We start from the raw sequence: 17,666 nt of genomic DNA on the forward strand, positions 1-17,666 counted from the left end.
GAACCGCCCTAATACTAGCAAATTCAAGCGACGGAAAGGATTTAGACGCAACTCATTCAACTGCCAAATATGTATATTATGTTAAATTAATGATTTAATCAAAAGTGGTGTATTTTTCGGACGGAAGAATCTTACAATTCGATGCGTCCGGTCGTAATCCTCGTATTTCAACATGAGGAAATCACTGTATTCAATAAGGAAACAATACATATAATTTTAGTATCATTGTCAATAACCGACGTCTTTATTATAGTTAAGCCGTAGCATAAAGAATTTTTCAACTTTAATGAGGACTTTCTAATGAACAACTTTCACAAAGATATTTTAACCGGGACACTTTTTATAACTGGATTGTTTGGCTTTCTTTCCGGCGAATTCACTCTTTCATCCGCACTGTTTGGGACCGCTGCTATTGCCAGCAATATTAAGCTTTACCGTAAAAAGGCTAAATCCGGTCAATTCTTATGCGAGTAATTCACTCGACTGAATTACTTGTCCCAACTGTGATTTGAAGACTTTCAAAACGCGATTGTTTTGAAAGTCTTCCCTTTTCTCCCCTGTGGATTGTTTTTTTAAGACGTTTTATTTGCGTTGTTATATAAATTACTGAACAGCCTAATCACGATAGAGATCATAGTTTGGGTAATTTTAGTCGCTGGAGCCCTGCTGGCGTCTTCTAAAGCAAAATCGTCAATGGCTGCATTCATAAAATTAACCAAGTCTCTCTGAACTGTCTCTTCTGAGGATCGTTGTATAAACCTATCTTGAAGTTTTGACCTTATTTGCTCATCCATGTGCTGTTCTTTAACCAATGATTTGAATTCAGGCGCTAACAAGGTCGCTTGTTTCTCCAGCCAGTCAAAATTCATATCGTTTTGAGATGGCAAGGAGCCGAAAGCTTTTTGAAAGACGCACAGCACATCAAAGCACAGATCCATGAACAGATAAGACATTTCCTGGTTTTGTTCGGCAATAAAAGTGGGGAACATGCCGAACATGATTTCGGCTAGAGCTGTTTGTTCGAGTTGGAATTGTCCGATGATTTGGGCACCGGTTTCCTCGTCGATGCTTTTGGCGTAGTGGAGAGCTTCAAAAAGTTCAGATTCGCTAAGTTCATGTGTCATATTATTGTGGTATCGGTTGCTAAATTTTTAAATTATACGGAAATAACGACACCCAGGAAAACCTACCTCCCAGAGCGACAGACATTCAACGAATGCACAATGACAGCAGCTTGCAAAGCATTTACAAAATCATACCTCCTGACAGTTAAATCACCACCGGCTTTGGGGTGATTTAACTCCGATGGCTCGTTGAAAACCATTGCACCCTCTGCCCTCCACTGTTAATGACTCTCTGACCCACGGTAGATACGAAATTGCTGTTGGACAGCATCGATTCTGTTGCCTTATAGTTATACTGAACCGTTTCCCTTAGTTTAAAGGCTACGAAATTTATTTCAGAACGCACATTAAAATGAACGATACAGAAAACCTATCCGAAAAAGCAAAGTCCTTACAGGAACTGCTTGTTTCGCAACAAACGCTGTTATTATCGACAGCTTCGGACAGCGGTGTTCCTGACATTAGCGTCGCACCCTATGTACGGGACCAAGTAGGCTGCTTTTATATCTTTATCAGCGAACTCGCAACGCATACGACCAATTTGCTGAATAATCCCCAGGCTTCGGTGATGTTTATTCGCCCTGAATCCGAATCGAACAACTTGTTTGCCCGTGAACGTGCAGTGTTCAATTGCAAAGCTAAGGAAATAAGACGTGAGGAACCTCTCTATGCGGCTCAGTTAAAAGTACTTTTGGGAAAGTTCGGAGAAATAGTTAGTTTGTTGAATTCATTAAATGATTTTCACCTATTTGCGCTATGCCCTGAAACCGGCCGCTACGTCATGGGATTCGGTCAAGCCTACGCGATAAATGTCAAAGATGGCAAAGTCTTGCCGCTTGATAGAAAAATATTTGATCACTAAGCGGTAAAACTGCGACTAGTGGACGGCTCGACGTGAACAAATTCTAATTTATTCTGCGATCGTAGTTCTTTTCAAGGCCGGATACTCTGATCCGGCCTTTTTATTTGCTGAAATTCTTGGCACTCTTTTAATGAGTTTCCAAGCTTAATTGAGAGAACTTCTTATAATTCCCGCGTTGCGCTGAATTTAATATCCGGCCAGCGTTCTTCGGTTAATTGCAGGTTGACGCGACTATTGGCGACATAAACTAAATAGCCGCCGCCGTCCTCAGCCAGATTATCGAATACCTTCTTTTTGAACTCTTCCAATTTAGCCGGTTTGTCTGAGCTTACCCAACGTACGGCTGAAACAGGCACAGCATCGTAGACACATTCGACGTTGTATTCGCTCTTCAGCCGGTACGCGGTCACATCAAACTGTAGAATACCGACCGCTCCTAAAATAAGGTCGTTATTCTTTAAGGGCCTGAATAATTGGGTCGCGCCTTCTTCAGTTAACTGCACTAATCCTTTTTGCAGCGCTTTGGCTCTTAGCGGGTCTTTTAACACTACACGGCGGAATAGTTCAGGGGCAAAATAAGGGATACCGCCGTATTTAAGCGTTTCGCCTTGGGTAAAAGTATCGCCAACCTGAATCGTACCATGATTATGCAAACCGATAATGTCACCGGGATAAGCTTCTTCGACGCTTTTGCGACTGTCGGCCTGAAAGGTAATCGCATTGGCAACCTGGACATTTTTACCGATACGGACATGGTGAATCTTCATACCTTTATCGAATTTGCCTGAGCATACTCTAAGAAAAGCAATCCGGTCTCTATGGGATGGGTCCATGTTGGCCTGTACTTTAAACACAAAGCCGCTAAATGCCGGTTCATTCGGTAATACAGTACGCTGCTCCGCTTCTCTGGGACGAGGCGACGGCGCATATTCGGCAAAAGCATCGAGCAACTCGATAATGCCGAAATTGTTAATTGCAGAACCGAAAAAAACCGGTGTCAGGTTGCCGGCCAGATAATCGTCAAGGTCGAATTCATGACTAGCGCCTTTGACCAGGTCGATTTCGTCTCTGAGTTCTTGAGCCTGATCGTCGAGCAGCTCATCCAGCTTTGGATTGTGCAAACCTTTGATGACTTCGGCTTCGGCAATTCTGCCGCCATGTTGGGCGCTGAACAGGTGAATTTCATCTTTATACAGGTGATAGACGCCCTTAAACCGCTTACCCATGCCGATAGGCCAAGTCATCGGCGCGCATTTGATATTCAGGACAGTCTCTACCTCGTCCATTAATTCAATAGGCTCCCGCCCTTCCCTGTCCAATTTGTTAATAAAAGTCAGGATCGGCGTAGTGCGTAAGCGGCACACTTCCATCAAATTGATGGTTCTTTCTTCGACGCCTTTAGCAACGTCTATCACCATCAGCGCGGAGTCGACGGCAGTCAAGGTGCGATAGGTATCTTCCGAAAAATCTTCATGGCCCGGAGTGTCGAGCAGGTTAATAATGCTGTCCTTATGCTCGAACTGCATGACCGAGGTAGTCACCGAAATACCCCGCTCCTTCTCCATTTCCATCCAATCCGAGGTCGCATGGCGAGCTGCTTTGCGCCCTTTTACCGAGCCGGCAAGTTGGATTGCGCCGCCGAACAGCAACAGTTTTTCGGTGATAGTGGTTTTTCCGGCATCGGGATGCGAAATTATAGCGAATGTGCGCCGCCTTTTGGTTTCATAGCTTATTTCAGTAATCGACATGTTGTATGCAAAAAATAGGTACGGATATGGTACGCAATTAAGAAGACCGCTCATTCATTGAACGGAGACGAATGGGATGGATGATCAATTAAAGATTTTATTAATCAAAGGTATTGATACTATTTAATGAATAAAGCGGTTAACTTATTTTTTTAACAATACCTGAATGGCTTTTCAGCTGATCGATTTTACCTAATTCACATAAAATAAGTAAGCCTCATCGCTTTAAAACTTATTCATCGGAATACCCAGTAGAACAATATAAGCCACACAGATTGGGTAATTCTTCCAAATTTAGGTATAGGTGCTTATGGATTAAAGAACTTAAGTTAACTATGCTGCTATAGTAAGTTTAATGGTCAAGCTAAGCGCTATTCTGCAGATTGCCAATGACAATTTGAGCGGCGTTTCACGGATTTTTATAATCAATTGTTTTATGAGCGGAAAACGTCTATTATTCTGAAAAATTTTGAGATCGGTTGCCTTTCGATAAAGATAGGTAAAACGCGTTACACCTTAGATAGATAGTCCGCACCGCCGTGCTAAGCTAATCATCAAATGGAGCAAGATATGAGCAGAGAAAAACGATTAACCGGACGGTATCCTACTTTTTGTACCGTTGAGCTTGATTCAGGTACGGGCCTAACACGCAATTTGAGCACTACCGGCGTATGTTTTACAACCGATCAGCCTATTGAACGAGATAATATGCTTCGCTGCTTTATTCCCATGCAGAAAAAAGGCAGAAATCTAACGCGTCTTCGCTGCGAAGGCCGAGTAGTACGAGTGCAAGAGTCTGAAGATGGTTGGGAAATTGGTCTTCACTTCACCACATTTGAATGGTGAACGTCAGTAATACAGTTAGGTATCGATGACTAAACCAGATAAAAGATAATCCTCGGAACTGGCTAAACCCGAAGCCAACAATTGTCGATAAATACCCCCGAAAACTAAGGCGAAAAGCCGGCTTATACTACAAATCCAAAGTATTTTTTAGCCTTTTATAGCGCGCTAGACAATCCAAAATACTCGTGAATCTGTTTCAGCTAAGGTATAGTTGATTGCATATTGTTGCAGTTTTTTATACAAAAACAGCAACAATTGAAATGTATTATCCAATCTTAAATATGAATCGATATTGTTGGCGATAACAAGGCAAATACATACTAATCTGTGAAATAATACCGGTTTATTAAGTATTAATACTGTCAATCTAAGCCATATTAATTATTAAAATAATATTATATTAGATCTTCTTTACGCACTATTACTCATATTAAAGATTCAGAAGCAAGTAATCTTGTGCATCACCCCATAATTGTGGTAATGTTTTTTGTAACTTGCTAATTTATTATAACTTCTGATTTTGTAAGGCTTTATTCTACCGTTATTTAAATAAATTGCTTTTGTCCGTTCAGACCCTGTGCTTGTTTACTTTAATGGATTTTACGAGGACTCATATGAATACAGATTTTCGGATTGGACTAATTAGTGATGATCCTTATCACCTAGGTTTATTAAAAGGATATTGTCATGCGCACCGCTATAGATTTTTTGAATCAACTTTCGACAGAGAGTCAATTAAGAAGATGATTCAAATACAGCCAAATATCATTATTATTGCTACCGATCCGGTAGATATTCAAACTCAAAAAAATAGCCTTGACCTGATTCGCGACATGAGTATTAGTCATCAAATACCGGTATGTTATTTACGTGATATTAATAGCCCCTCCAATCTACCAAAAGAACTCATTTGTTGGATTGACGCGACGTTAGATGCTCCTCTCGATATCAATCAACTGAAAGCTTATTTGCATAACAAATTTAATCTTCATAATCGATTTATTCAAGAAAAGAGGAGTTATCATAGACGGGCTGCTCATGATCGTAGGCTGTCGATGTTTGAGCGGAAAAATGACACTTTCTATCATGGCAGGCCGACTAATGATAACTGTTTTATGCTCGAGCCTTTCCAAATTGATCAGCGTTCTAAATCCGTTTTATTTAACGGAAAGTTATTGAATTTAACACGCAAGGAATTTGAACTCTTCGAGCTGCTGGCGAAGGATACTGACCGGGTATTTATGACCCACGAAATTATCAATCATCTTTGGCCTGAAAATAACCGGGCAACTAAATCCGATCTTTATCAATACATGCATTTATTAAGGAAGAAGATTGAAGACGATCCTAACAACCCGCAATGGATATTAACTGTGAAAGGTTTTGGATATAAACTCAATGTTCCTGCCAAACCAAGCGCATCAAATATTCAAGGGATCGAGCTGGCAGGCCATCTTAATAGATAATATCGACTTTCCGGCGAGGCTTTGTGAGAACACTTTATTACAGTCATCCTGATTTCTTACTACACGAAACAGGCATTGGACATCCCGAATGCTCAGACCGGCTCAGAAGTATAGAAAAATCATTGTCAGCACCGGAGTTCTCAAGTTTAATTCGGCAATCTCCGCCACTCGCTACCGAGGAGCAAATCAGGCTCATCCATCCCCAGTCCCATATTGATGCGATTCTTAAAGCTATTCCCGAACAAGGCGGCCTGCACTATTTGGACCATGATACTGTATTGTCATTCGGTTCGAAACAAGCCGCTTTCCGGGCTGTTGGCGCTGTTTGCGATGCCGTTGATAAAGTCCTGACTGATAAAGCGGACACTGCTTTTTGCGCCATCCGTCCGCCGGGGCATCATGCAGAGCCCCAGCAGGCGATGGGTTTTTGCCTTTTTAATAATATAGCTATTGCCGCCAATTATGCGCTTCGACATTATCGACTCGAACGCGTTGCCATTGTTGATTTTGACGTTCATCATGGTAACGGAACGCAAACGGCTTTCTATAATCAGCCTAACGTACTTTATGTATCCAGTCATGAGATGCCGCATTACCCCGGTAGCGGATATCCTACAGAGACCGGCGTCGGCAATATTATCAATGTGCCCTTGGCAGCGGGCGATTCCGGTATTGAATTCAGGCAAAAATACAACAACATCATTTTGCCCGCGCTGAAGAAGTTCAACCCCGATTTATTGCTGATCTCTGCCGGCTTCGATGCCCACAAAGACGATCCATTATCATCCATTATGCTGGTAGAAGATGATTTTAAATGGTTGACCCAGGAATTAATGAGGATTGCTAACAGTAACCGCAAAGGACGGATTATTTCGGCCTTGGAGGGCGGTTATAATTTAAAAGCGTTAGCCGCTAGCGTTGCGCTACACGTTAAGGCCTTAATGACGGATATTGAATAGTTAGTTCTTTTAACTTAAAGCAGCATTTAATGAAAAAATCTAAACAAGTTATCAAAAATTTATACTTATTTTAGATATACTTTACAGCCCAGTTCTTGCCGTTCTATATAAAAGCGATAAAAGCGGAAAAATCAATATAATCGATAATCTGTTTTGCGTCATTAACTTACATGAACTATAGTTAAACAAATATTTTCTAAATCGCAGTACTTATCGTCTATGACCACGCAAAAGATCTCCCCACAACCAGATCAAGTTTCTACTATTGGTAACGAATTTTCTTCCGACTTACAAAAAATCATCAGTCAAGTTGAAAAGCTGACCGACATTGGTATTGCCCTCTCTTCCGAAAAAGATACTACGCGATTATTAGAAAAAATTTTAGTAGGAGCAAAATCCATCACCAATGCAGACGGAGGAACGATTTACCGGGTTGATGGTAATACCATTAAAATAGAAATCATCCGTTCCGATAGCCTTGGTATTTTCTTGGGAGGCGGTGGCAATGCGATTAATATTCCGAACATTCCGCTCTACGAGGAAAATGGCGAACCCAACCTCAAGAATGTCGTCTGCTATTCATACCACAACAACAAAACCATCAATATTGAAGATGCTTACAATGCTGCGCATTTTGATTTTGCTGGCACCAAAGCTTTCGACAAGAAAAACAATTACCGTTCAAAGTCTTTTCTTTCTATTCCTTTAACCAATCACCAAGGCGAGATTATAGGCATTTTGCAGTTGATTAACGCACTCGACCCTGCAACTAAAGAAATTACTACGTTCGATTCAGTTTCACAACGTTTTGCTGAAGCTCTGGCTTCGCAAGCCGCAACTGTTTTAACAAAACAACAGCTTATTACTGACTTGGAAAACATGTTTGAGTCGTTGATCAAGTTGATAGCGACCGCAGTTGACGAAAAGTCACCTTATACCGGCGGACATTGCCGTCGTGTTCCGGAATTAGCCACAATGCTGACGGAAGCTGCGCATGAAACTAACCATGGCTATTTGCGGGATTTCAAGCTTACTGAAGCAGATCGCTATGAACTGAATATCGCAAGTTGGTTGCACGACTGTGGAAAAATTGTCACGCCAACACATGTCATTGATAAAGCCACAAAACTGGAAACCATTTTTGACCGTATCCACTTACTGGAAACACGCTTTGAAGTATTAAAGCGCGACCGGGAAATCGCATTTCTCAAACAGCAGCTTGCAGATCTTCAAGAGCATAGAACGCCGCCTTTAGCTGAACAATCTTACCAAGCCGATATCGCCCAATTAGATGATGATTTTGCGTTTATTCGTCTTTGCAATACCGGGGGCGAAGCAATGTCTAATGACGATATTGTCCGCCTTAAGTCCTTGCAACAGAAAAGATGGTCGCTGAATAACGTCGATATGCCGGTGCTAAGCGATGAAGAAATTTACAATTTGAGTATATTCCGCGGTACATTAACCTCGGAAGAGCGGGAAATCATCAATAATCATATCAATCTCACCATTTCTATGTTGGAAGCCATCAAATTTCCTAAACATTTACAAAATGTTGTGGAGTATGCGGGCGGTCACCATGAGCGTATGGATGGCAAAGGCTATCCTAAAGGACTTTTCCGGGAGGAAATGTCGATTCCGGCTCGAGCAATGGCAATAGCCGATGTTTTCGAGGCCTTAACAGCAAAAGATAGACCTTACAAATCCGGCAAAACACTTTCCGAAGCGCTCTTTATCTTAGGAAAAATGAAAGAAGAAGGACACATTGATCCCGACCTGCACGATGCATTTGTCGAGAAAAAAATTTATAAGCGATACGCTGAAAAATTTCTCGATGATTTCCAAATCGATATTGATTAAATCCGATTGTGACTCTCAAACGAATACGCCGTTCGAATTTCAAGTAAACATTAAAAGCAGTAAAATACGCGAGACCAAGCTAGCCTTGCGTACATCCCAATAAACTCCTGTGATGAAAGTATCCTGCCCAACAACGGCTAACCTCTTCGGGGCATTTCATGCTATGACAATATATAACCCAGCTTCCCGCCGTTAAATATAAATTGCTAAATGATGCCAAGCGTAATAGCATCAAAATCGCAGTTGAACTTACCTTAAGCGAGTATCTTGCATCTATTCAGGTAAATTGACGAGACCCCGTTTAAATTTATCAAGTTAACCCTCTCTGCCAATATAAAAGAAATAGTTTCTCGTCGGATTATTCTATAGCAAGCTTCATTTTTAGAGTGTGCCGCTTGTATTTTATAACTAAGCTTCATTGGGCTTTCCTGACTAAAAATGCATCAGCTTCTTCCTTGCATCATTATCACCGAGTTAGTCTATTCAAGTGATACCGTACCACGGATTAAAAAGCTGTCCCCTGCCGCCGCTACGTTTCTAGGCTATACCGAAGAAGAGCTGATCGGTAAGCCTGTCGATATGATCTACAGTGGGGGAAATGACGAGGCGTTATGGCGAACAACCTTAGCCAAGGTGATCGATAAAAAAACCAGTGAAAATTTTATCGCCGAGGTACTTAGCAAAACAAATAACAAAATTCAGGCATTAATATCGCTTTCGGTATTATCTAAACAAACGCCGGAAATAACCGACATTGTTTTACTGATCCAGGACAGACGTACCTTGAACAGAGCGGCCGAAGTCTCCAACCTCGAGTCGAGTGAAGAACGTTTTCGACAACTGGCGGAAATGGCTGGTGAGTGGTTGTGGGAGCAAGATTCTAATGGATATTATAGTTATAGCAGCGCCGCTGTTACCCAAATACTGGGTTATAGCCCTAATGAAGTGCTTGGCAAACACTATACCGAATTTTTAATGCCCCAGGATAAAGCGGATCAACGCCGATACATAACCAGTCACCGGCCTTTTTATGCGCTGTTATCCCACTATCGGCACAAAGACGGCCGGCAGATATTGACCGAATCGACCGGATTACCAATCATTAATGCCATGGGAGAGATCATTAAATGGCGAGGCGTTGATAGGGACATTACGGCCAGAATGCATTTTCAGGATGCCCTTATCGAAAGTGAAAAACGTACCCGTTTGATTATTGAAAGCTCCTTGAGCGCTATCGTGATTATGAATTCTTACGGCATCGTTACCGACTGGAATCATCCGGCAGAAAAAATGTTCGGCTGGACTAAAGATGAAGCCATTGGCCAGCGTCTCGACCAATTAATTATTCCGCCGGCGCAACGCGATGCTCATCGGCAAGGCTTACAGCACTTCCTGCGCACCGGCATTGGCCCATTATTGAACCAGCTGACCGAGCAGATCGCCATTCGCCGCGACGGCACTGAATTCCCGGTTGAACTGAGCGTGTCGCCATTAAAACTAGGCAATACCTATATATTCAGCGGTTTTATCCACGACATCACAACACGCAAACGCCTGGAACATCGGTTTCGGCAAGCCGTGGAGTCAGCTCCCAATGCCATTGTCATGGTTGATAAATCGGGAACGATTGAGATGGTCAATTCGCAAACAGAGGCTTTTTTCGGCTACTCTCGCGCTGAACTAATTGGCCAGCCGGTTGAAATATTAGTGCCCGAACGTTTTCGCGGTTCGCATTTCGGCTATCGCCAAGCCTATCTGGCCGCCCCTGTGTCCAGACCAATGGGCGTCGGCCGTGATCTTTACGGATTGCGCAAAGACGGAACTGAATTTCCGGTTGAAATCGGCCTTAGTCTGATCGATAGTAAAGAAGAAACACTGATACTAAGCACCATCGTAGACATTACCACGCGAAAAGCGACGGAAGCCGCAATTCGTCAAGCCCAGGTTAACCTGGCCATTGCGCAAAGTGAAATCAAGATAGCCCAACGTATTCAAGCATCGCTTTCCCCCTCTGCGCCGATTGAAACCGGTCATTTTGAAATTACCGGTTTTTGCCTGCCGGCCGATCGAGTAGGCGGAGACTACTTCGATTATTTTTACCGCAATGAAGACTATTTGGACATTGTTATAGCCGACGTTTCCGGCCATTCGATCGGCCCTGCCCTGTTTATGGTGGAGACTCGTAGCTTTATTCGCACTCAGGCAAGTATCTCGGCTACGCCTTCACAAACACTGAAAATGCTGAATAATTTTCTTTTTGAGGATTTGGACAGGTCCGAATACTTTATCACTTTGTTCTATTTGCAATACAACACAACTAATCACCAATTGAGTTTTGCCAATGCCGGCCATCCTCCTCCGTTGTTGCTTCATACGAATCAAACCGAATGCAGACAACTGGATGCGGAGGGTTTAATACTGGGTGTCCACAAAGATGTGTTTTTTGAAGAAAATACTATCCAGCTATCCGCGGGTGATTTAATCCTACTGTACACCGACGGTTTAACCGAAGCGGAAAATGCCAATGGCGAATTTTTCGGTCTAAAACGCGTCCATGATATTCTCGTACAACATGCGCAGCAGCCTCCGCAGGCAATTATTGAAGAGCTGCTGCGCCAGCTAAAACAATTTTGTCGAGCCGCCTCTTTTAATGACGATATTACGTTAATGATTTTTAAACGACTGTTGTAAGTGATTGATTACAATTTCGTATGTTAACCTGACTTTACACAAAAGCTGCCTGCTGTGTAGATTAGGGGAACAATATAATGATTGGGAAATTAACGGAAGAAGCATGGGTTCTTTATCTGAAAATCTTGGATGTTAATCGGGCATCAAGTTATTCAATAGAACACGAAAGCAGGATAAATAGATTAACAGACCGAATTTATCTCAGATATTTACGGCGAAGATGTGCGATGGAGCTTCATCTGACAAAAAAAGGCAAAGGGTTCCAATAGAGTCCAAGCAATCCGCTGTGGTTTTATTAGAAACTCATTTAAAAATAACTTGAAGCCCAAAACAGCAAACCGCCGGCAAATACTCCTGCCAACACATCATCCAGCATGATGCCAAGACCGCCCTGCACCTGCCGGTCAACCCACTTAATCGGCCACGGTTTGAGTATGTCAAAAAATCTAAATAGAACAAAGCCCAATACCATAGCTTGCCAGCTAAAAGGAACCAACCATAAGGTAATCAGGTAACCGGCAATCTCATCCCAAACGATGCCGCCAAAATCGTGTTCATCCAGTTTTTTTGCCGCAACGTCGCAAATCCATATTCCTGCAACCGTCACAATCAGCGTCAACAGGCTATAAACGAACAGATTGGCTTGCGCAAATAACCAGTAGACAGGAACGGCGGCCAACGTCCCAAAGGTGCCGGGGGCCTTTTTTGCCAAACCGGAACCGAAACCGAACGCCATAAACAGGATCGGATCGGACATTATCTGTTTGGGCGTCAGTTTATTCTTGCCCAGTTCGGTGTTAAGAAAAATGCTCAAAACCTTTGACCTCTAATAGTTGGATGTGACCTGATTTATTCAGCCGCAAACCGAGCTGGGATTCAATGACGCCGATTTTGGTTGCGGCTATTTTCAACTGCGCCGCCTGTTCCGGGCTTATCGTAAAACATAACTCATAGTCGTCACCGGCAGTCAGCGGCATTGACCAGTCGCCGGTATTATTTATGTAATCCGTTACCGCTTTTGACAACGGCAACGCATCCCAATCAAGACAGGCGCCGACTTGGCTTTGTTGCAGAATATGGCCCAGGTCGCCCGCCAAGCCATCCGACAAGTCTATGCAGGCATTGGCAATACCGATCAAGGCCTGCCCTGCTTCGACTTGCGGATCAGGACAGTTAAATCGCGCTAAAGCTGCCTCGGAATCGGCGCAGTCATAGCCCTGCTTTACTTTTAATCCCAAGCCGGCATCGCCCAGAGAACCGCTCATATAAATAAAATCGCCGGGACGGGCCGCCGAACGCATCAACGCCCGACCTTTCGGAACCAGGCCCATCGCTTGAACGGTTAATGTCAACGGCCCGGATGTGGTATCGCCGCCGATCAAATCTACTGAATAACGTTCGGCCAGATTTAAAAAACCCTTGGCAAAAGCGGTCAGCCAATTTTCGTCAACTTTAGGCAGGGTTAATGCCAACGTCACCGAGACCGGCTTTGCCCCCATCGCGGCAAGGTCGCTCAAATTGACGGCCAGCAGTTTATGGCCCAGTAGCTCCGGGTCGGTTCCGGCAAAAAAATGCACGTTTTCAACCATTGTGTCGGTGGTGACTGCCAGTTCATAACCGTCCGGAATCGACATCAACGCGCAGTCATCGCCAATGCCCAAGCGCGTCGACGGATTTTTGATTGATTGCCGGGTGAAGAAGCGCTGGATTAGGGAGAATTCGGAAAGAGACATGAGTTTTTAGGAAGAAAGATTAAGAAATCATGCAAACAGATTTTTTAACTCGGCTTTTAAATCATCAAAATGCGGATGTCCGAAATTATAGGGAGGGTCCGGGTATGCGATTGTGTACAAATGATTAATAATTCTTTTGTGAATATTCTTAGAATTCATTTTCGAACATTTAACAAAACATTCGATACATTTTCGTTTTTGTTCTGGCAACGAAGCTAGAATTAATGATTCCAAATAACCTATTTTAGTATTAGGGTCACAAACAATATAAACGCGAGAAATATCTTGAAAACCTAATTTCTCAACAATTTGCTTTAGCTGATTTTCTGTATTTTCAAAACCTTTATATTTTGCATCATCTTTTTCATCATCGGCATCGACGACAAATAATATTTTATTTATCTCTTCGGCTTCTACAGAACTTTTAAGCTCCTTATAGTTAGCATTATTGATGTTAAAAAACTCGCTTTTATAACCAAAAGCATAAAAATCAACTGAATTTTCAGGAAGTCCTAGTTCTTTAAATAAACTTATTATTAACTTTTTATCAGCAGTCTTATCATTGCGGCTGCCCTCATGCAAAATAGCAGCCCTTACCATCCCCTTACCTCATGTTCTTGATCTAAACTGTTTAAGAATACTTCGTAATCCATTACAACAGTCTTTATTTCTTGCTGCTTATTTCTTACTAAACGAGTATAGCTAATATCGCGTTCTTCAAGTTTCTCTGAAACTCGCGCGAACGACTCAAGCATTTCCTTGGAATGGGTAATTGCAAATACTTGGCAGTTGATTTTCTTTGAGAGCGTTAAAATGATCTCCCATAATCTGTCTAACTGGGTGTAATGGATACCGTTATCTATTTCATCGATAAATAAATAACCGTTTTCACAGGCATAAAGAGCGCAGATTATGGAAATGTAATGCCTTAATCCATCGCCGAATTCAACTATATCGCGGTATACACCATTAGTTTTACATTGAGGTTTGTCACCTATAATTTTAAAGCTCTCAAGGCTATCGTCAAACTCACGAATAAAGGTATTTAGCTGATTTTCTTGATCTTGCTTTTGAATAGCTTGATAAGCCCATATTATTCCGCCATCGCTCCAACCAAAATTATCAATAATTCTAACATTGTCGATGGTCTCAAAAATAATACTAAATTCATTTGCATTAATAAATATTGAATTATTGTTGATATTCAGTTGATATGTTTTTAAAGCATCTTTCTCTGAAATTGAATATTTTATGGAAAATAGATTGGAATCTGCAATATAACACTTTGTAGAGTCTAATATAGCTTGCTGATCTATATCTTTTTTATATCCGTAAAGAATATTCAAACTTTCACGGTCAAATTTAATATTATAAATCGCCGTTATCATTGTGTTTATATTTATAGAATGAACATTAATATAACAAGCCTCCATAAAAGCCGTCTTACCGACATTATTTTTCCCGCCGATTAAATTAACCCGCTTAAAACCGGATGCTTTAAAATCGATAAAACATTTAAACTGTTTTATTTGAATCTCGGTTAAAAAATGTTCATTCATCGTATCAATCCTTCCAGTTAACGAAATATAAAACTTCGTGTCCTTCGTGGTGAATAAAAGCTTTTACTTTGAACTTTGCGTCTTACTCTTAATCTCCACCGCTCTTTTTTGCTGAGCCACTTTATCCAATATGCCATTAACATACTTATGACTACCATCAGCGCCAAAGTCTTTGGCGAGATTAATACCTTCATTTAAAACAACCCGGTACGGCATATTCAACCGGTACAACAACTCATACACGCCGATTCTTAAAATCGCCCTTTCAACCGGGTCAATCGTGTCAACAGGACGATCAACAAATTCCGACAACGCTCGGTCGATTTCATCCAGGTTTTTAGGTACGCCGTAAAACAATTCGACAAAATAACTTTTCTGGGCGTCTTTCAACCGTTCTTCTTCGAGAAATTGCCGCTCAATCTCGCTAAGATTCTGACCGGCCATTTGCCATTGATACAATGCCTGCACAGCCGCTTTCCGGGCATTGGTTCTCGCTTGACTCATTAGATTTCCAGGTTGTTAAATAAACTGACTACTTCAATAGCGGATAACGCCGCTTCCGCGCCTTTGTTACCAGCTTTGGTTCCCGCTCTTTCTATCGCTTGTTCAATGCTGTCCACAGTTAACACGCCAAAACTGACCGGCACATTATGTTGCAGCGAAACTTGCGCCAAACCTTTAACGCACTCGCCGGCGACGTATTCAAAATGCGGCGTGCCGCCGCGAATCACTGCGCCCAACGCAATAATCGCATCGTATTTTTTAGCTGCCGCTACGCGCTGTGCGACGATAGGCAATTCAAACGCACCGGGGGCCTTAACCAAATGAATGTTTTCTTTATTGGCGCCGTGGCGTACCAGTGCGTCAATCGCACCGGCTTCCAATTGCTCAACAATGAAACTGTTAAACCGGGAAGCGATGATGCAGAATTTTCCGCCTTGAACGAGCAAATTTCCTTCAAAGGTTTTTAATGTTGACATGATGTTTCTCTACTATGTGATTAACTTGTGATGTTATTGGGTTTCTTTATTCAACCTATATGCTCGGCGACTTCCAAGTCAAAGCCGGACAACGCGACATACTTTTTCTGGGTACCTAACACTTTCAATTTGTGCACGCCCAGATCGGACAGAATTCGGGCGCCGGTACCGGTTGTGCGCCAATCGGTAGCGCCGGCTATTTGGGTTTGGCTGCCGATGCCGTGATCTTCCAATTGATAATGATGTATCAGTTCAGCCAATGACTTGTTGTCTTCGCTTTGCCTGACAATCACCAACACGCCCCGCCCTTCTTCGGCTATTTTCTGCATGGCCGAACGCAATGGAATGCTGCAATCGCTACGCTTCGATGACAATAGATCATCCAGCAAATTGCGAGCGTGAACCCTGACCAGAACCGGTTCATCGCCGGAAACATGGCCCATAACCAACGCCAGATGCAGGTTATTGTCGTTCCTGTCCTGGTAAGCGTAAAGCCTGAAATCGCCGAATTCGGTCGGGTAAGCGCATTCGCTGATGCGTTCCAACGTATTTTCGTGCTGGATACGGTAATGGATTAAATCGGCGATAGTGCCTATTTTAAGATCGTGCTGTTTGGCAAATACTTCCAAATCAGGGCGTCTTGCCATCGAGCCGTCTTCATTAAGTATCTCGACGATAACCGCCGCCGGTTCCACGCCAGCCAAGCGGGCCAAATCGCAGCCGGCTTCGGTATGACCCGCACGGTTTAATACGCCGCCGGGTTGCGCCATTAACGGGAAAATATGTCCCGGTTGTACCAGATCGTCGGCTTTAGCGTCCGCCGCGACCGCGCATTGAATGGTACGAGCCCGGTCGGCTGCGGAAATGCCGGTTGTTACGCCGCTTGCGGCCTCAATGGACACGGTAAAATTGGTTGAGTGGGCGGTCTTGTTTTCGTTGACCATCAACGGCAAACGCAATTGCTGGCAGCGTTCGCTTGTCAACGTCAGACAAATCAGGCCGCGGCCGTAACGGGCCATGAAATTCACATCCTCAGGCCGTGCAAAGGAAGCCGCCATGACCAAGTCGCCTTCGTTTTCACGGTCTTCATCGTCCATAATGATGACCATTTTCCCTAAGCGTAAGTCTTCTATAATCTCTTCGATGGTATTCATTGTTGCCTTGGGCTGTTAGCCAAAAAAACCGCTTTTTTGCAATAATTCTTCCGTGACTCCGCCGCAACTTTTAGCTGCCGCATCACCCTTGATTAACCGCTCCAGATAACGAGCCAGCAAATCCACTTCCAGGTTGACTTTAGTCCCGACCGCCGCATCGCCCAACGTGGTTTCCTTGAGCGTATGCGGTACGATATTAACGCTGAACACAGAGCCGTTGACTTCATTGACGGTCAGGCTAATGCCGTTGATACAAATAGAGCCTTTCTCGGCAATATATTTAGCCAGATTATCGGGGGCTTTGAATTTAAAACGGAACGAGCGTCCGTCCGCCTGCTTTTCCGTCACCATGCCGATACCGTCGACATGACCGCTGACGATATGCCCGCCCAAGCGTGTTGTCGGCGTCAGAGCCAGCTCAAGATTAACCGGTGTGCCGACGGTTGCGGTATTTAAGGTCGTTCTGGATAAAGTCTCATTGGAGACATCGGCGCAAAAATGATTTGCACCCAACTCGACCGCAGTCAGGCACACGCCGTTAACGGCAATGCTGTCGCCAAGTACGACGCCGTTCAGCGGTAATTTGCCGGTGGCGATGGTCAAGCGGCAGTCGCCGGCTTTTTGCTCGATTGCCGATATTTTGCCCACTGCCAAGATAATGCCTGTAAACATGGAATGTCTCGC

At 43.2% G+C, this 17,666-nt stretch carries 17 protein-coding genes; 7 read left to right on the plus strand and 10 right to left on the minus strand.

The genetic code is table 11. From position 1 onward, the window contains the following. Positions 1–300 precede the first annotated feature (300 nt). Positions 301–474, plus strand: a complete 174-nt coding sequence (locus EKO24_RS22660) for a hypothetical protein (protein ID WP_162853373.1) — start codon at positions 301–303, stop codon at positions 472–474. Positions 475–572: 98 nt separating this feature from the next. On the opposite strand, the gene EKO24_RS18155 is transcribed toward EKO24_RS22660, so the two are convergent. Beyond that, on the minus strand, positions 573–1,124 hold the full coding sequence (locus tag EKO24_RS18155; RefSeq protein ID WP_127027409.1) for a hypothetical protein: 552 nt from the start codon (positions 1,122–1,124) through the stop codon (positions 573–575). Positions 1,125–1,476: 352 nt separating this feature from the next. On the opposite strand from EKO24_RS18155, the gene EKO24_RS18160 reads away from it, so the two are divergent. Further along, positions 1,477–1,986 (plus strand): HugZ family pyridoxamine 5'-phosphate oxidase, encoded by a 510-nt coding sequence (locus tag EKO24_RS18160; RefSeq protein WP_127027410.1) that lies wholly within the window; start codon positions 1,477–1,479, stop codon positions 1,984–1,986. Positions 1,987–2,147: 161 nt separating this feature from the next. On the opposite strand, the gene EKO24_RS18165 is transcribed toward EKO24_RS18160, so the two are convergent. Continuing rightward, positions 2,148–3,734 (minus strand): peptide chain release factor 3, encoded by a 1,587-nt coding sequence (locus EKO24_RS18165; RefSeq protein WP_241674659.1) that lies wholly within the window; start codon positions 3,732–3,734, stop codon positions 2,148–2,150. A 570-nt stretch (positions 3,735–4,304) separates the two neighbouring features. Between EKO24_RS18165 and EKO24_RS18170 the strand changes: the two genes are divergently transcribed. From EKO24_RS18170 to EKO24_RS18190, 5 genes are all read left to right on the plus strand, one after another. Beyond that, positions 4,305–4,580: a PilZ domain-containing protein gene (locus EKO24_RS18170; protein ID WP_161990619.1), complete on the plus strand. Its 276-nt coding sequence runs from the start codon at positions 4,305–4,307 to the stop codon at positions 4,578–4,580. A gap of 614 nt (positions 4,581–5,194) precedes the next feature. Beyond that, positions 5,195–6,046 carry a winged helix family transcriptional regulator gene (locus EKO24_RS18175; RefSeq protein ID WP_161990620.1) on the plus strand — a complete coding sequence of 284 codons (852 nt, stop codon included), beginning with the start codon at positions 5,195–5,197 and terminating at the stop codon, positions 6,044–6,046. Between the two features lie 23 nt (positions 6,047–6,069). Next, positions 6,070–7,005 (plus strand): histone deacetylase family protein, encoded by a 936-nt coding sequence (locus tag EKO24_RS18180; RefSeq protein ID WP_127027413.1) that lies wholly within the window; start codon positions 6,070–6,072, stop codon positions 7,003–7,005. Between the two features lie 219 nt (positions 7,006–7,224). Continuing rightward, positions 7,225–8,865 carry an HD domain-containing phosphohydrolase gene (locus tag EKO24_RS18185; RefSeq protein WP_127027414.1) on the plus strand — a complete coding sequence of 547 codons (1,641 nt, stop codon included), beginning with the start codon at positions 7,225–7,227 and terminating at the stop codon, positions 8,863–8,865. A gap of 438 nt (positions 8,866–9,303) precedes the next feature. After that, positions 9,304–11,556, plus strand: a complete 2,253-nt coding sequence (locus EKO24_RS18190) for a PAS domain S-box protein (RefSeq protein ID WP_127027415.1) — start codon at positions 9,304–9,306, stop codon at positions 11,554–11,556. Positions 11,557–11,863: 307 nt separating this feature from the next. Here EKO24_RS18190 and EKO24_RS18200 read toward each other — a convergent pair whose 3' ends face one another. The 8 genes from EKO24_RS18200 to EKO24_RS18235 form a co-directional block, all read right to left on the minus strand. Next, positions 11,864–12,370: a phosphatidylglycerophosphatase A family protein gene (locus EKO24_RS18200; protein ID WP_127027417.1), complete on the minus strand. Its 507-nt coding sequence runs from the start codon at positions 12,368–12,370 to the stop codon at positions 11,864–11,866. Further along, complete coding sequence (gene thiL / locus EKO24_RS18205) at positions 12,354–13,289, minus strand: thiamine-phosphate kinase (RefSeq protein WP_127027418.1); 936 nt, start codon at positions 13,287–13,289, stop codon at positions 12,354–12,356. Before thiL ends, EKO24_RS18200 begins: the two co-directional genes overlap by 17 nt. 27 nt (positions 13,290–13,316) lie before the next feature. Further along, a complete protein-coding gene (locus EKO24_RS18210; protein ID WP_127027419.1) occupies positions 13,317–13,889 on the minus strand; it encodes a DUF3226 domain-containing protein in 573 nt (190 codons plus the stop codon). Continuing rightward, complete coding sequence (locus EKO24_RS18215) at positions 13,883–14,848, minus strand: AAA family ATPase (RefSeq protein ID WP_127027420.1); 966 nt, start codon at positions 14,846–14,848, stop codon at positions 13,883–13,885. Before EKO24_RS18215 ends, EKO24_RS18210 begins: the two co-directional genes overlap by 7 nt. Before the next feature lie 63 nt (positions 14,849–14,911). Beyond that, positions 14,912–15,352, minus strand: a complete 441-nt coding sequence (gene nusB, locus EKO24_RS18220) for a transcription antitermination factor NusB (protein ID WP_127027421.1) — start codon at positions 15,350–15,352, stop codon at positions 14,912–14,914. Further along, positions 15,352–15,828: a 6,7-dimethyl-8-ribityllumazine synthase gene (gene ribH / locus EKO24_RS18225; protein ID WP_127027422.1), complete on the minus strand. Its 477-nt coding sequence runs from the start codon at positions 15,826–15,828 to the stop codon at positions 15,352–15,354. Before ribH ends, nusB begins: the two co-directional genes overlap by 1 nt. A gap of 50 nt (positions 15,829–15,878) precedes the next feature. After that, entirely contained in the window at positions 15,879–16,982 is a 1,104-nt protein-coding gene (gene ribBA, locus EKO24_RS18230; protein ID WP_127027423.1) for a bifunctional 3,4-dihydroxy-2-butanone-4-phosphate synthase/GTP cyclohydrolase II, read from the minus strand. Between the two features lie 15 nt (positions 16,983–16,997). Next, positions 16,998–17,654 carry a riboflavin synthase gene (locus EKO24_RS18235; protein WP_127027424.1) on the minus strand — a complete coding sequence of 219 codons (657 nt, stop codon included), beginning with the start codon at positions 17,652–17,654 and terminating at the stop codon, positions 16,998–17,000. Between the last annotated feature and the right edge of the window lie 12 nt (positions 17,655–17,666).

This window comes from Candidatus Methylobacter oryzae, from assembly GCF_003994235.2.
GTDB classification, from domain to species: Bacteria; Pseudomonadota; Gammaproteobacteria; order Methylococcales; family Methylomonadaceae; genus Methylobacter_A; species Methylobacter_A oryzae.

Bases quoted from the DNA above. Each gene is read 5' to 3' on its own strand.
- EKO24_RS22660 (WP_162853373.1), top strand. From the start codon at position 301: ATGAACAACTTTCACAAAGATATTTTAACCGGGACACTTTTTATAACT.
- EKO24_RS18155 (WP_127027409.1), bottom strand. From the start codon at position 1,124: ATGACACATGAACTTAGCGAATCTGAACTTTTTGAAGCTCTCCACTAC.
- EKO24_RS18160 (WP_127027410.1), top strand. From the start codon at position 1,477: ATGAACGATACAGAAAACCTATCCGAAAAAGCAAAGTCCTTACAGGAA.
- EKO24_RS18165 (WP_241674659.1), bottom strand. From the start codon at position 3,734: ATGTCGATTACTGAAATAAGCTATGAAACCAAAAGGCGGCGCACATTC.
- EKO24_RS18170 (WP_161990619.1), top strand. From the start codon at position 4,305: ATGAGCAGAGAAAAACGATTAACCGGACGGTATCCTACTTTTTGTACC.
- EKO24_RS18175 (WP_161990620.1), top strand. From the start codon at position 5,195: ATGAATACAGATTTTCGGATTGGACTAATTAGTGATGATCCTTATCAC.
- EKO24_RS18185 (WP_127027414.1), top strand. From the start codon at position 7,225: ATGACCACGCAAAAGATCTCCCCACAACCAGATCAAGTTTCTACTATT.
- EKO24_RS18190 (WP_127027415.1), top strand. From the start codon at position 9,304: ATGCATCAGCTTCTTCCTTGCATCATTATCACCGAGTTAGTCTATTCA.
- thiL (WP_127027418.1), bottom strand. From the start codon at position 13,289: ATGTCTCTTTCCGAATTCTCCCTAATCCAGCGCTTCTTCACCCGGCAA.
- EKO24_RS18210 (WP_127027419.1), bottom strand. From the start codon at position 13,889: ATGGTAAGGGCTGCTATTTTGCATGAGGGCAGCCGCAATGATAAGACT.
- EKO24_RS18215 (WP_127027420.1), bottom strand. From the start codon at position 14,848: ATGAATGAACATTTTTTAACCGAGATTCAAATAAAACAGTTTAAATGT.
- nusB (WP_127027421.1), bottom strand. From the start codon at position 15,352: ATGAGTCAAGCGAGAACCAATGCCCGGAAAGCGGCTGTGCAGGCATTG.
- ribH (WP_127027422.1), bottom strand. From the start codon at position 15,828: ATGTCAACATTAAAAACCTTTGAAGGAAATTTGCTCGTTCAAGGCGGA.
- ribBA (WP_127027423.1), bottom strand. From the start codon at position 16,982: ATGAATACCATCGAAGAGATTATAGAAGACTTACGCTTAGGGAAAATG.
- EKO24_RS18235 (WP_127027424.1), bottom strand. From the start codon at position 17,654: ATGTTTACAGGCATTATCTTGGCAGTGGGCAAAATATCGGCAATCGAG.